Source organism: Streptomyces albidochromogenes (assembly GCF_005981925.1).
GTDB lineage: Bacteria > Actinomycetota > Actinomycetes > Streptomycetales > Streptomycetaceae > Streptomyces > Streptomyces albidochromogenes.
Map to the genome: position 1 here is coordinate 1 of NZ_VBVX01000178.1, position 13946 is coordinate 13946.

Genomic DNA, 13946 nt, shown 5'->3' on the forward strand with positions numbered 1-13946 from the left:
CCCCAGGTCTGACCGCCGGCCCGACCGCTGTCCACGCCCCCGCGCACGGCCCGCCTCGCGCGAGGGGCGAGACTGTTCCCCATGACCGAGCACCACGCCCACGCCCCCCGGGCCGACCACCGCACCGTTCTGCTGCGGGGCGGAGAGGTCCACAGCCCCGCCGACCCCTTCGCCACCGCGATGGTGGTCGAACGGGGGCACGTCGCCTGGGTGGGTTCCGAAGGGGCGGCCGACGCGTTCGCCCCGGGCGTGGACGAGGTGGTCGACCTCGAAGGGGCACTCGTCACCCCCGCGTTCACGGACGCGCACGTGCACACCACCTCCACCGGCCTCGCGCTCACCGGCCTCGACCTCTCCGGGACCCGCGGCCTCGCCGACGCGCTGGAACGCGTACGGACCCACGCGGCCGCCGCCCCGGCGGGCCGGATCCTCCTCGGGCACGGCTGGGACGCCACGCGCTGGCCCGAGCAGCGGCCCCCGTCGCGCGCCGAACTCGACGAGGCGGCCGGCGGCCGGCCGCTGTACCTGCCCCGGATCGACGTCCACTCGGCCGTCGTCACCACCGCCCTCCTCGACCTGGTCCCCGGCGTCACCGCCCTCGCGGGGTATCACCCGGACGCCCCTCTCACCGCCGACGCCCACCACGCGGTGCGCGCCGCGGCGCACGGCGCCGTCACCCCGCGGCAGCGCGCCGAGGCGCAGCGCGCGGCGCTCGCCCACGCCGCCTCGCTCGGCATCGGCACGGTCCACGAGTGCGCCGGGCCCGAGATCTCCTCCGAGGAGGACTTCACCACCCTGCTCAAGCTGGCGGCCGACGAGCCCGGCCCCCGCGTGTTCGGCTACTGGGCCGAGCAGGTCGCGGGCGCGAAGGACGCCGAACGCATCCGTGAACTCGGCGCGGCCGGCGCCGCGGGCGACCTCTTCGTCGACGGGTCCCTCGGCTCGCACACCGCCTGCCTGCACTCCCCGTACGCCGACGCGTCCCACACGGGAACCGCCTTCCTCGACACCGCCGCCGTGGCCGCCCACGTCACCGCCTGTACCGAGGCCGGGCTGCAGGCGGGCTTCCACGCCATCGGCGACGCCGCGCTCACCTCGGTGGTCGACGGCGTGCGCGCCGCGGCCGACAGGCTCGGCCTCGCCCGGGTGCGCGCCGCCCGCCACCGCGTCGAGCACGCCGAGATGCTCACCCCCCGCACCGTCGCCGCCTTCGCCGAGTTCGCCCTCACCGCGTCGGTGCAGCCCGCCTTCGACGCCGCCTGGGGCGGCGAGGACGGGATGTACGCCCGGCGCCTGGGCGCCGAGCGGGCCCGTACCCTCAACCCCTACGCCGCCCTGCTGCGCGCCGGTGTGCCGCTGGCCTTCGGCTCCGACAGCCCGGTCACCCCGCTCGACCCGTGGGGCACGGTCCGCGCCGCGGCCTTCCACCGCACCCCCGAGCACCGCGTCTCCGTGCGCGCCGCGTTCACCGCCCACACCCGAGGCGGCTGGCGCGCCGTCGGCCGCGACGACGCCGGCACGCTGGTGCCCGGGGCTCCCGCCGACTACGCGGTCTGGCGCGCCGACGCGCTCGTCGTGCAGGCGCCCGACGACCGGGTCGCCCGCTGGTCCACCGACCCGCGCTCGGGCACGCCCGGCCTGCCCGACCTCACGCCCGGCGCCCAACTCCCCGTCTGCCTGCGGACGGTGGTCTTCGGACAAACTGTTTACGAGCGGCCGAACGAGTGATGTGCGCCGGCGGCTTACGGCCGATCGGTGATCCACCGGGGTCTCGTGCCACCTGCGTATCTTCCGCACTGACCTGGTGATTTGTGCAAACACCCCAGGTCAAACGACTGTTGACAGAAAGCGGCCACCGGCGGGTAGGTTCGGCGGAGTCCACCGCAGGACGTCCGGCCGGCAAACCTCCACGCAGTCGTCGAACGCCGCTGGGTCATGGGGTGGTGCGCCGCACCGGCGCACCAGTACTCGGAGCCAGGTTCAGCGCCCGCGCCTCGGGGGCGAGGGAAGGTTTCGGCCGACCGGCAGGTGGGACCCGGGTGGGGCCCGGACGTTCAGTAGACAACGGCTCTCGGCCGACCCGCAGCCGGCGGGCCCGGGGCCGGCCCGAAGGACACCGGGCCCCGACCCGCAGAAACGACTTCCCGCTTCCCGGCCGACATCCGTGCGGCCCCGCCGACCATGCTCGCTATGGTGGGGCAACGGTGTACGGACATTAAGGGGAAGCAGTGAACGACGGCGGTCAGAGGCGTTACGGCCCGCTCGGCAGAGCCTTGGTGATCATTCCGACCTACAACGAGGCCGAGAACATCAAGCCGATCGTCTCCCGGGTGCGTGCCGCGGTGCCCGACGCGCACGTCCTGGTCGCCGACGACAACAGCCCCGACGGCACCGGCAAGACCGCCGACGAGATCGCGGCCTCGGACGACCAGGTCCACGTACTGCACCGCAAGGGCAAGGAAGGGCTGGGCGCCGCCTACCTGGCGGGCTTCCGCTGGGGCATCGAGCACGGCTACGGCGTGCTCGTCGAGATGGACGCCGACGGTTCGCACCAGCCCGAGGAGCTCCCCCGCCTGCTGACCGCCCTCAAGGGCGCCGACCTCGTGCTCGGCTCGCGCTGGGTGCCGGGCGGACGCGTCGTCAACTGGCCCAAGCACCGCGAGGTGCTCTCGCGGGGCGGCAGCACGTACTCGCGGGTGCTCCTCGGTGTGCCGATCCGGGACGTGACGGGCGGCTTCCGGGCCTTCCGCGCCGAGACCCTGGAGGGCCTCGGCCTCGAAGACGTCGCCTCGCAGGGGTACTGCTTCCAGGTCGACCTCGCCCGCCGCGCGGTCGAGGCGGGCTACAACGTCGTCGAGGTGCCGATCACCTTCGTCGAGCGCGAACTGGGCGACAGCAAGATGAGCCGGGACATCGTCGTCGAGGCGCTGTGGCGGGTGACGGCGTGGGGCGTCGGCTCCCGGGCGAACAAGCTGCTGGGGCGCAAGCCCTCCTGATCCCCCCTTACGCCGTCCAGGCGCCCGTACAGGCACACTGGGGGGCATGACGACCGGCTCACCGCCCCCGACCGCTTCCCGGCGCTCGCGCGCCCGCACCTTCGTACCGCTCGGCGTCGCCGCCTGGCTGGTGCTGGAGATCTGGCTCCTGACCCTGGTGGCCGACGCCGCCGGCGCCCTCACGGTCTTCCTGCTGCTCCTCGCGGGCGCCGTGCTGGGCGGCCTGGTCATCAAGCGGGCGGGCCGGCGCGCGTTCAAGAACCTCACCGAGACGCTCCAGCGCCAGCAGGCGGGCGAGACGCCCGCCCAGCGCCGGATGGGCAGCGGCAGCGGCTTCCTGATGCTCGGCGGCCTGCTGCTGATGCTCCCCGGACCGATCTCGGACGTGGCGGGGCTCCTGCTCCTCGTACCGCCTGTCCGGACGTTCCTCGGACGGCGCGCCGAGCGTTCCCTGGAACGCCGGATGAGCGCTGCGGGCGCGGGCGGTCTGGGCGACGCCTTCCAGCAGGCCCGCATGCGCCGGCCGGACGGCAAGGTCGTGCAGGGCGAGGTCGTCCGGCAGGACGGATCGCCCGCGCCCCGGCACGGCGACGACGGCCCGCGGCCGCCGCTGACCCCCTGACGACCGGGCCCGGCCCTCGCGCGAGCGCGGAAACGACACCCGACCGCGGAAACGACAAGAGCCGCGGGGGTGTGACACAGACTCGCTGTGTCACACCCCCGCGGCTCTTGCCGATGTGCTGACTGCCGTCAGGCGCAACGCCGGGGCGTTACGCGGACTTGCGGCTGTCCCGCGGATGCACCGCAATGTTCATGGCGCCGGATCGCAGTACCGCAAGCCTTTCGGCCAGGACCTCTTCGAGCTCCTCGCGGGTGCGCCTTTCCATGAGCATGTCCCAGTGCGTACGCGCGGGCTTGCCCTTCTTCTCCTCAGGCCCGTCGCCGTCCACCAGGAGTGCCGTGGCGCCGCACGCCTTGCACTCCCACTCCGGCGGAATCTCGGCCTCTACCGAGAACGGCATCTCAAATCGATGTCCGTTCGGGCATGCGTACTCCACCGCCTGGCGCGGGGCCAGATCGATGCCGCGGTCGGTCTCGTAGCTTGTAACCACGAGTCGCGTGCCGCGGAGAGCTCGCTCACTCATGAATCGTGCCTCCCGGGCTTGTCGCCCACAGGACAGGTGTCGCTGTCGTCGTCATCCGGTCAACGTCCGGTCGGCGGTAAAGATTCCCGTTGCGGGTCATGCGTCGCCCGTCGTGCCGCTGCTTTTCCCAAAAGTTGGGTACCCACCAGTGCCTGGTTTGTCACTTATGGCAGCAGATGTCACCCAGCGTTGTCGATTCCCGAGCGCGCAGTAACGGTCCGCCTGGCAGGCCAAAGGCGTACACTACCGGCCTTTCACTTCAAGGTCTAAATTCGCTCCGGCACGGGGTTTCCCGCCGCCTCCACCGCGCGTCGTACGGGTACCCGTACGAGCAGGAGGAAACCCAGTGCGAAGAAGGCCACGAGCGAGATGATCGCGTCCCGGTAGCTGCCGGTCAGCTGGTAGGCGAGTCCGAAGACCAGGGGCCCGAGCCAGCTCATGCCCCGGTCGCTCATCTCGTACACCGAGAAGTACTCCGCCTCCTTGCCGCGCGGCACCAGGTGGGAGAAGAGGGAACGGGACAGGGCCTGGCTGCCGCCCAGGACCAGGCCGATCGCCGCGGCCAGCGCGTAGAACCAGACGGGCGCCCCGGCCGGCAGGAAGTAGCCCGCGCCGATCGTCAGCGTCCAGGCGGCGAGCGACCCGAGGATCGTGCGCTTGGCGCCGAACCGCTGGGCCAGCCGGCCCATGCCGAGCGCCCCGGCGACCGCGAGCACCTGCACCAGCAGGATGGCCGTGATGAGGGTCGTCTGGTCGAGGCCCAGCTCCTGCGAGCCGTAGACCGACGCCTGGGAGATCACCGTCTGGACGCCGTCGTTGTAGACCAGATAGGCCAGCAGGAAGGAGAGCGTCAGCGGGTGGCGGCGCATGTCCTTCACGGTGGCGGCCAGCTGACGCCAGCCCGCGCCGACCCGCCCCGGGGCGCGGTCGTTGCCCGCCCCGCCCGCCGCCTTCCGGTCGCGCAGGCGGCGCAGCGGTACAAGGGTGAACGCGCCCCACCACAGGCCCGCCGACGCCAGGCAGATCCGCACGGCCTCGGACTCCGTGAGGCCGAAGCTCTCGTGGCCGGAGTACAGGATCAGATCGAGGACGAGGACGAAGGCCCCGGACGTGTAGCCGAAGGCCCAGCCGCGCGAGGAGACGCTGTCGCGCTCGTGGGGTTCGGCGATCTGCGGGAGGTAGGCGTTGTAGAGCACCATGGCGACGGACTGGGCGGCGTTCGCGACGATCAGCAGGAACGCGCCGAGCAGATAGCGGTCGCCGTCCAGGAAGAACATGCCCGCCGTCGCGGCAGCCCCGACGTACGCGGCGGCCGCGAGCAGCGGCTTCTTGCGGCCCGTCCGGTCGGCGACCGCGCCCACCAGGGGCATCACCAGGACGGCCACCACGACGGACACGGAGACGGCGTACGCGAACACCGAGCCCGCCCGTACCGGGATGCCCAGCGGATGGACGAAGCCGTCCGCGTCCGCCGCGGCCTTCGCGACCGCCGTCAGATAGGGGCCGAGGAAGACGGTGAGCACGCTGGTGGAGTAGACGGAGCACGCGAAGTCGTAGAAGTACCAGCCGCGTTGCTCGCGTCTGCGGCCGGCCGGTCCGTCGGGACCGCCCGCCTCCTCCGTGCCGTCCGTACGGTCCACGGTGCCAGCGCTCACCGGGCGCCCCCTCGCTCGTGCCCGCGCCGCGGCGCGCCGCGGGGCGGCTGCCCGGGCTCAGGCCCAGGCGCCCCGCTCGGTCAGGACCGTGCGCAACGACTCGATGTGATCCGTCATGATGCCATCCACGCCGAGGTCCAGGAGCGCTGCCATCCGGCCCGGATCGTTCACCGTCCACACGTGGACCTGGAGGCCGAGCGCGTGCGCGGTGCGTACGAAGCGGTGGTCGACGACCCGGACGCCGTTCTGCGTCTCGGGCACCTGGGCGCACACCGCGCCGCGCCGCACGGCGGCCGGCAGCGAGCGCGCCCGCAGCCACAGCCCGAGGACGCCCGTGGTGCCGAAGGAGGTGGCCAGCCGGGGCCCCGCGAGGCGCTGCGCCCGGGCGACGCGGTTCTCGTTGAACGAACCGACGCAGATCCGGTCCCACGCCCCGGTCCTGCGGATCAGGCCGACCAGAGGCGCGAGCGCGGCCTCGGCCTTGATGTCGACGTTCCAGCGCGCGTCCGGAAACTCCTCGAGCAGCTCCTCGAAGAGGGGCAGCGGTTCCTTGCCCGCCACCCGCGCCCGGCTGACGGCGTTCCAGGGAAGCGCCGCGATCCTGCCCCGCCCGTCCGTCACCCGGTCCAGTGTCGCGTCGTGGAACGCCACGAGCCGGCCGTCCGCCGTGGCGTGCACGTCGGTCTCGAAGTAGCGGTACCCGGCCTCGGCGGCGCGCCGGAAGGCCGCCGAGGTGTTCTCCAGGCCGTCGGCCGCCCCGCCCCGGTGGGCGAAGGCCAGCGGCGCGGGGTGGTCCAGGTAGGGATGGCGTACGCGGTTCACCGGGGAATTATCGCGCCTCGCGGTGTACGGGCGGCGACGACCGTGCTGCCGGCGTCCGGCGCGGGCACGGCGAAGACGCGCAGGAAGAACTGCGCGAGCGGGCCTATGGCGAGGGCGTAGAGCACGGTGCCGACGCCGAGCGAGCCGCCCAGGGCGAAGCCGGTGGCGACGACGGCCACCTCGATCGCGGTGCGTACGAGGCGGACGGAGCGCCCGGTGACCCGGTGCAGCCCCGTCATCAGACCGTCGCGCGGGCCGGGGCCGAACCGGGCGGCGATGTAGAGGCCGGTCGCCACGCCGTTGAGCACGATGCCGGCGAGCAGCAGCGGGATCCTGCCCGCGAGGGCGTGCACCTCGGGAACGAGGGCGAGCGTGCCGTCCATCGCTACGCCGATCACCACGACGTTGGACACGGTGCCGAGCCCGGGGCGCTGGCGCATCGGGATCCACAGCAGCAGCACGGCGGCGCCGACGGCGATCGAGACCACGCCGATCGTCAGTCCGGTCCTCTCGGACAGCCCCTGATGCAGCACTCCCCAGGGCTCCAGGCCGAGCCCCGCCCGCACCAGCACCGCCGAACTCACTCCGTACAGCGCGAGACCGACGTACAGCTGCGACAGCCGACGAGTGAGTTCCCTGGACAAGGGGTGCTCCCTGGGTAGAGGTAGTGGCGGGAGTGGACCGCCACATGACACTCTGTGGCTTGGCACGAGATGCCATCCATGGCCAATTCGAGTTAGGTGGACTGGAAATCATGGCGCAGTGGACTTCGGCGGTCGGTGCGGCCCAGCTCGCCAGGCAGCTCAACGCCCAGCAGACCCGGCCGCACGGCCCCGGCACGCGCAAGCCGCCGGCCTACCGCGCCCTCGCCGACGGCATAAGGCTGCTGGTCCTCGAAGGGCGGGTGCCGGTCGCGGCGCGGCTGCCCGCCGAGCGCGAGCTCGCGGTGGCCCTGGCCGTCAGCCGCACGACCGTGGCGGCGGCGTACGAGGCGCTGCGCGCCGAGGGCTTCCTGGAGTCCCGCCGGGGGGCCGGCAGCTGGACCGCCGTCCCCGCCGGGAACCCGCTCCCCGCGCGCGGCCTCGAACCCCTGCCGCCCGAGTCCCTCGGCTCGGTGATCGACCTGGGCTGCGCCTCACTGCCGGCGCCCGAGCCCTGGCTCACCCGGGCCGTGCAGGGCGCGCTGGAGGAGCTTCCGCCGTACGCGCACACCCACGGCGACTACCCGGCCGGGCTGCCCGCGCTGCGCCAGATGCTCGCCGACCGCTACACCGCGCGGGGCATCCCCACCATGCCCGAGCAGATCATGGTCACCACCGGCGCCATGGGCGCGATCGACGCCATCTGCCACCTCTTCGCGGGCCGCGGCGAACGCATCGCCGTCGAGTCGCCGTCGTACGCCAACATCTTGCAGCTGATGCGCGAGGCGGGCGCCCGGCTGGTGCCCGTCGCGATGGCCGAGGGGCTCACCGGCTGGGACCTGCCCCGCTGGCGGCAGGTCCTGCGCGACGCCGCGCCGCGCCTGGCGTACGTGGTGGCGGACTTCCACAACCCGACCGGCGCCCTGGCCGACGAGGACCAGCGGCGCGGGCTCGTCGACGCGGCGCGTTCGGCGGGCACGGTGCTCGTCGTGGACGAGACCATGACCGAGCTGTTCCTGGACGCGGGCATCGACATGCCGCGGCCGGTCTGCGCCTTCGACCCGTCCGGCAGCACGGTGCTGACCGTGGGCTCCGCGAGCAAGGCGTTCTGGGCCGGCATGCGCATCGGCTGGGTGCGGGCCGCACCCGACGTGATCCGCAGCCTGGTGGCGGCGCGCGCGTACGCCGACCTCGGGACGCCCGTGCTGGAACAGCTCGCCGTCACCTGGCTGATGAGCACCGGGGGCTGGGAAGAGGCGGTGGAGATCCGCCGCGCGCAGGCCCGCGACAACCGCGACGCACTGGTGGCGGCGGTCCGCAGGGAGCTGCCGGACTGGGAGTTCGACGTTCCGGGCGGCGGGCTGACGCTGTGGGTGCGCACCGGCGGTCTTTCGGGGTCGCGGCTCGCCGAGATGGGGGAGCGCGTCGGCGTACGCGTCCCCTCGGGGCCGCGCTTCGGGGTCGACGGGGCCTTCGAGGGCTACGTGCGGCTGCCGTTCACCGTGGGCGGTCCGGTGGCGGACGAGGCGGCGGTGCGCCTCGCCGCGGCCGCCCGGCTGGTGGAGAGCGGCGCGAGCAACGGGTCCGAGGCCCCGCGGACGTTCGTCGCCTGACCGGGCCCCGGCCGCCCGCCCGGATCACCCCTCGGCGGGCACCGGTTCCGGTTCCTGCGCCGGGGGCTGGATCCGGGCGTGCGCCTGGGGTTCGGTCTCCGGGGGCAGGACGCGCTCGGGGAGCAGCTCGACGACGGCCTGCCGGTGCGCCTCGCTCGTCGCGTCGTCGTACGGGTCGGGCGTGGCCGGGACCTGGAGCCGCATCACGGGGCCCGTGCCCAGGCGCGCGTAGCCGCGTCCGGGCGGGGCGTCGCGCGGGGGCGTCGTGTGCGGCGGTTCCCCGAGGACCGCTTCGACCTGCCCGGCGGTGGCCGGACCGAGCACCACACGCGCGCGCGTGTGGGTGCGCACGGTCTCGCTGAGCGCGTCCACGGCGTCGAACTGCTCCGCCACCACCACGGTCACGTTCGCCGCCCTGCCGTGCCGCAGGGGCACCTGGAGCAGCTGCTGCGGATCGGTGCGCCCCTCTGCGGCCGCCAGATGGCCGAACACGCCCGGCCGGTCCAGCAGGATCCACAGCGGACGCCGGGTGTCCTCCGGAGTGGGGTGCCCGGCCTGCCGGGCGCGGTTCGCGGCGATCAGCCGCCGCTCGGTCTCGTGCGCGGCCCATTCCAGGCTCGCGAGCGCTCCCGGGAGGCCGCATTCGACGGCCAGTACGCCGCCGCGTCCGGTGAGGCACGCGTACTCGCCCGTGCCGCTGCCCTCGACGATCACCACGTCGCCGTGCTGGAGGGCCTGCAGCGCGATCGAGCGCAGCAGGCTGCTCGTACCGCTGCCCGGCTGCCCCAGGGCGAGCAGGTGCGGCTCGGTGGACCGCGGCCCCGTCCGCCAGATGACCGGAGAGGCGTCGTACGTCCGGTCGCCCTCGGTCACCGGCACCGTCCGCTGGACCGCGTCGGCGTCGGTGAAGCCGAGGACGGTCTCGCCCGGGGCGGTGACGAAGCGCTGGGCGGCGATCGAGGTGGCCAGCGGAGGCAGCACGGTCATCAGCAGCTGGTTGCCCTCCTCGTCCCACGCGAAGCGGTACTCGCGGCCGCGCCCCGACTTGGCGTGCAGCAGTTGCTCGACGCGGGCTCGGGACGCGGGCTCGCCGTCGGTGAAGTACGCCGGGTAGCGCACCAGAAGCCGCACGAGGCGGCCGTCGTCGAAGTCGTACTCGGAAAACGCCTTGTCCCACTCGCCGCCGTGCGCGAAGAGCGGGGCGGGGTCCTCGGCCACCGAGAAGTACGGCACCAGGGCCTCGTACAGGGCCCGCAGCCGGTCCGTCTCTGCCTCGCCGGGCCCGGTCTGTGCGGGGGTGCGGTCGCGTCCTTTCCAGGCGGCCGCGGCCATCACCGTGATCAGGGCGAGCAGCGGCCCGTACGGGATGAGCGCGACCACCAGGACGACGGCCGCCGCCAGGAACAGCGCGGACCCACGCCGCTCCTTCGGCGTGTCGGACCACTTGCGCCGGCCGGCGGCGACCAGCTTCCGCAGACCACGCGTGAGCGTGATCACGGGGTGGAGAACGTCGGTGGCACTGTCGGCTGCGGTGCGCGCGATCTCGCGGCTACGGGTGATCGAGGCACTGCCGCTGCTCAGAATGCGAGGGAGTTGACGAGGTCGCCGTGCCACTTCGGTCTCCTGTGGGTGTTGACGCGGTGGTGGCGGGTCAGAACTTGATCCCGCCCAGAAGGCCGGCGAGGCTCGCGCCTCCGGCCTTGATGCTCGGTGCGATCGCGGTGCCCGCGAGGTAGAAGCCGAACAGGGCGCAGACGAGGGCGTGCGACGCCTTGAGGCCGTCCTTCCGGAAGAAGAGGAAGACGATGATGCCGAGAAGCACGACGCCTGAGATGGACAGGATCATGAGGTTCTCCTGGGTGAGGGGACAGTCACCATGAGTTCTTCCAGGCTCACAGGATGTATCTCTACGGCAAAAGGTGCAAATGGGTTACTTTTCAGCTTTTTCACTGGAGTGGCGGATGGGTGCCGGTGGGACGTCCGGTTCGCCCTGATCTTTGCCGCCGCCGGGCCGCGTCATGTCGGTCAACGGGCAGTACCCTGTCGATTCACTCGTACGGCGCTGGTGCCGTACGTACAGGTCACAGCAGTGAACGGCAGTGGAAGGCGGTCCGCCCGATGAGCGAAACCCCGGATCCCGGAGTGATCGAACTGGCCGGCAAGGTCTTCGACCTGGCGCGCCGGGGAGAGGCCGACGCGCTCGCCGCGTACGTCGACGCGGGCGTGCCCGCGAACCTCACCAACGACAGGGGCGACACCCTCGTGATGCTCGCCGCCTACCACGGCCACGCGGCCGCCGTGGAAGCCCTGTTGAGCCGGGGCGCCGACCCGGACCGGGCCAACGACCGGGGCCAGACGCCGCTCGCCGGCGCCGTCTTCAAGGGGGAGACGGCGGTGGTCCGCGCACTGGTCGAGGGCGGCGCCGACCCGGCCGCTGGAACGCCGTCCGCGGTGGACACCGCGCGCATGTTCGACAAGAAGGACCTGCTGGAGCTCTTCGGGGCCCAGTGACCGGGCGCCGTAAATGTGGTCGCGTCGGTGAAATGGCTGGGTCATCATGACGTCGGATTCACATGCACGCGATGCGGGCAGAAGTTGCCGGATCACGGGGAATGTGAGCGGGCCCACTCCGGGCCCACCGACGAGAGGCAGAGGAAATGGTCTACACCGAGCGAGAGATGACGGCGGACGCCGGCCGGACATGTTGTCGCGCGGCCTAGACAGGCACGTATCCCGGTTGCGTCGACAGCTTGATGTGAGGCTTTTTCCATGTTCGATCCAGTCATAGCGCCGAGCGGCACCTTGCTCGGCCTCCTGCAGAGGGGCCGCGGCGACGGCACGCTGCACGCGCTCGCCGCGCCCCGCCCCGAAGCGCTCGCGGCCCTGAACCACTGCGTTCTCGACGACCCCCGCCAGGACTGGCAGGTCGAGAACCGCTCCCTGTACTACGCGCGCCTCTACCTGGATCTCGACGGCGGGCTCGACGCGATCGAGCGGCACCTCTTCGACCCGCGGGACCTCGTCGACGACGACGAGGGCAGGACCGGCCTGGCGCTCGCCGTACTGGGCCACCTCGCCTCGTACGGCAGGGGCGACGCCCTCGTGCTGCTGCGGAGGTACGCCAGGACCGGCGCCAACTGGACCTGGGCCCTCGACGAGCTCGCCCTGCGCGACGACGACGCCGGACTGCGCGGCCTCGCCGCGTCCGTCCTCGCCCGGTTCCCCGGCGGACCGGAGGGCGACGCCGCACTGGCCGCCGCCGTACGGGACGCCTTCGAGCCGCGACCGTGGCGGCTGTGGTCCGAGGACCCGCGCGAGAGCGTCGGAGCCCGCGTGCGCGCGGCCCGCGAACAGGGCTCCTTCCACCACTGGCAGCGGCAGATGAGTCCCACGGGGCCCCGCCCCGAGTGGAGCGTCCAGGCCGTGTTCGACTGGGCCCAGCAGGGCCTGGACCGCGGTACGCCGCTCCACGTGCCGGCCGCCAGGTGCCTGGGTGCGGTCGCCGCACCCGCGGACCGCGCCGCGATCGTCGAGGCCGCCCGCGGCGGCCCGGACGGCGCGCGCTGCACCGCGCTGCACTACCTCGCCGAGTCGCGCGACCCCGTGCTGCTCGACCTCGTCGAGTCGGCGGTGCGCGGCCCCTCCCGCACCGTCGCGGACGCGGCCGTGGCCGCCTTCGAGCGGATGTGCGGCGACGACGCCGTGGACCGGGCGCGCGGCTGGGTGCACCGCCCGGACGCCCTCGGGGCGTCCGCCGCCGGGGTGCTCGCCTGCCGGGGCGGGGCCGAGGACGCGCCGCTCGTGCTCGGCGCGCTGCGGGAGACCGTACGGGCGGACGGGCCCGACGCACCGCACCTGTGGACCCTCGTGGACGGCGCGGGGCGGCTCGGCATTCGCGCCGCGGCGCCCGTACTGCGCCACGTCTACCGGGAGACGGCCTCCTCGCACCTGCGCGGCCGCGCGGCGCGCGCGCTGGCCGCCACCGACCCCTCGTTCGCCACCGGGTTCGCCGTCGAGTGCCTGTGGGACTGCGAGGAGACCACCCGGGAACTGGCGGCGCTGCACGCCGAGACCGGCGACGCGCGCGTGGCGGAGCGCCTGCGGCGCCTCGCCGCCGATCCGGCCGAGGAGGCCGAGGTCCAGACCGCCGTACGGAGCCGGATCGGGCCCGACGCGCCCGCCGTCTGAGCGGGCGCGGGGCGGCGGGACGCGGAGGTGACGGGCGCGGGGGCCAAACGCTCATAGGACGTTCCTCGCCCGGAAAGATCCAAGTCGGCCGGGACTCTCGTGGCGCGACGACAACACGGGTATGCCTTTGCGTGTCGTCATCGTCACCGAGTCCTTTCCCCCCGATGTCAACGGCGTTGCCCACTGCGCCCTGCAGACCGCCCGGCACCTCGCCGCGCGCGGTCACGAACCGCTCGTCATAGCCCCCGCCGCCGCCGGGGCGGCGCACAGCGCCTCCGGGCCCGGGGCCGGGCCGACGGCGTCCGCCACGTCCTGGCCGGGGTCCTGGTCGGGCTCGGGGACCGGGGCCGGGTCCGCGTCGGACAGCGGGCTGCCGTACCCGGTGGTGCGCGTGCCCTCGCTGCCGCTGCCCGGGTATCCGCAGGTGCGGGTGGCGCTGCCCAGCCGACGGGTGGCCGCCGCGCTCACCGCCCACCGGGCCGACATCGTCCACCTGGCCGGGCCCTTCGTGCTCGGCGTGCGCGGCATGGCGGCGGCCGCACGCCTGGGCATCCCGGCCGTCGCCGTCTACCAGACCGATCTCGCCGGGTACGCCCGCACGTACGTGGGCGCCGGGGAAGGGACGGCCTGGCGGCGACTGCGGGCCGTGCACAGCGCGGCGGATCGCACCCTCGCGCCCTCCACGGCCGCGCTGCGCGACCTGGAGGACCACAACGTGCCCCGGGTCCGGCTGTGGGCGCGCGGGGTCGACGCCGAGCGCTTCCGGCCCTCCCTGCGCGACGAGGCGCTGCGGCGCTCACTCGCGCCGGGCGGGGAACTGCTCGTCGGATACGTCGGCCGGCTCGCTCCCGAGAAGCGGGTGGAGCTGCTCGCGGGGGTGTGCGGG

13 protein-coding genes are annotated in these 13946 nt (G+C 73.6%); 7 read left to right on the top strand and 6 right to left on the bottom strand.

All coding sequences use genetic code 11. The features are described 5' to 3' along the window. The first annotated feature begins 81 nt into the window (after positions 1-81). The 3 genes from E2E34_RS21680 to fxsA all read left to right on the top strand — a co-directional run bounded on the left by E2E34_RS21680 (position 82) and on the right by fxsA (position 3618). A complete protein-coding gene (locus E2E34_RS21680) occupies positions 82-1728 on the top strand; it encodes an amidohydrolase (protein WP_138903590.1) in 1647 nt (548 codons plus the stop codon). Positions 1729-2228: 500 nt separating this feature from the next. Beyond that, the gene (locus E2E34_RS21685) at positions 2229-2996 is read left to right on the top strand and encodes a polyprenol monophosphomannose synthase (protein ID WP_138903591.1); all 768 of its coding nucleotides are present in this window, start codon (positions 2229-2231) and stop codon (positions 2994-2996) included. A gap of 46 nt (positions 2997-3042) precedes the next feature. After that, positions 3043-3618, top strand: a complete 576-nt coding sequence (gene fxsA / locus E2E34_RS21690) for an FxsA family membrane protein (protein WP_138903592.1) — start codon at positions 3043-3045, stop codon at positions 3616-3618. Between the two features lie 148 nt (positions 3619-3766). Here fxsA and E2E34_RS21695 read toward each other — a convergent pair whose 3' ends face one another. From E2E34_RS21695 to yczE, 4 genes are all read right to left on the bottom strand, one after another. Next, the gene (locus E2E34_RS21695) at positions 3767-4141 is read right to left on the bottom strand and encodes an RNA polymerase-binding protein RbpA (RefSeq protein ID WP_014044757.1); all 375 of its coding nucleotides are present in this window, start codon (positions 4139-4141) and stop codon (positions 3767-3769) included. Positions 4142-4407: 266 nt separating this feature from the next. Further along, on the bottom strand, positions 4408-5796 hold the full coding sequence (locus E2E34_RS21700; protein ID WP_138903593.1) for an MFS transporter: 1389 nt from the start codon (positions 5794-5796) through the stop codon (positions 4408-4410). A gap of 57 nt (positions 5797-5853) precedes the next feature. Further along, positions 5854-6618 (bottom strand): glycerophosphodiester phosphodiesterase family protein, encoded by a 765-nt coding sequence (locus tag E2E34_RS21705; RefSeq protein ID WP_138903594.1) that lies wholly within the window; start codon positions 6616-6618, stop codon positions 5854-5856. Continuing rightward, the gene (yczE, locus tag E2E34_RS21710; protein ID WP_138903595.1) at positions 6615-7262 is read right to left on the bottom strand and encodes a membrane protein YczE; all 648 of its coding nucleotides are present in this window, start codon (positions 7260-7262) and stop codon (positions 6615-6617) included. The genes E2E34_RS21705 and yczE overlap by 4 nt, the downstream gene beginning before the upstream one ends. Before the next feature lie 110 nt (positions 7263-7372). Between yczE and E2E34_RS21715 the strand changes: the two genes are divergently transcribed. After that, positions 7373-8872 carry an SCO1417 family PLP biosynthesis transcription factor gene (locus E2E34_RS21715; RefSeq protein ID WP_138903596.1) on the top strand — a complete coding sequence of 500 codons (1500 nt, stop codon included), beginning with the start codon at positions 7373-7375 and terminating at the stop codon, positions 8870-8872. A 24-nt stretch (positions 8873-8896) separates the two neighbouring features. On the opposite strand, the gene E2E34_RS21720 is transcribed toward E2E34_RS21715, so the two are convergent. Both E2E34_RS21720 and E2E34_RS21725 read right to left on the bottom strand, forming a co-directional pair. Next, positions 8897-10486: a hypothetical protein gene (locus E2E34_RS21720; protein ID WP_138903597.1), complete on the bottom strand. Its 1590-nt coding sequence runs from the start codon at positions 10484-10486 to the stop codon at positions 8897-8899. A gap of 37 nt (positions 10487-10523) precedes the next feature. Then, positions 10524-10718 carry a hypothetical protein gene (locus E2E34_RS21725; RefSeq protein ID WP_028814016.1) on the bottom strand — a complete coding sequence of 65 codons (195 nt, stop codon included), beginning with the start codon at positions 10716-10718 and terminating at the stop codon, positions 10524-10526. Between the two features lie 272 nt (positions 10719-10990). On the opposite strand from E2E34_RS21725, the gene E2E34_RS21730 reads away from it, so the two are divergent. The 3 genes from E2E34_RS21730 to E2E34_RS21740 all read left to right on the top strand — a co-directional run. After that, the gene (locus E2E34_RS21730; protein WP_138903598.1) at positions 10991-11383 is read left to right on the top strand and encodes an ankyrin repeat domain-containing protein; all 393 of its coding nucleotides are present in this window, start codon (positions 10991-10993) and stop codon (positions 11381-11383) included. Positions 11384-11641: 258 nt separating this feature from the next. Then, positions 11642-13060, top strand: a complete 1419-nt coding sequence (locus E2E34_RS21735; protein ID WP_138903599.1) for a HEAT repeat domain-containing protein — start codon at positions 11642-11644, stop codon at positions 13058-13060. 127 nt (positions 13061-13187) lie between these two features. After that, positions 13188-13946 (top strand): glycosyltransferase (locus tag E2E34_RS21740; protein WP_138903600.1); only part of this gene is annotated, 759 nt, incomplete at its 3' end.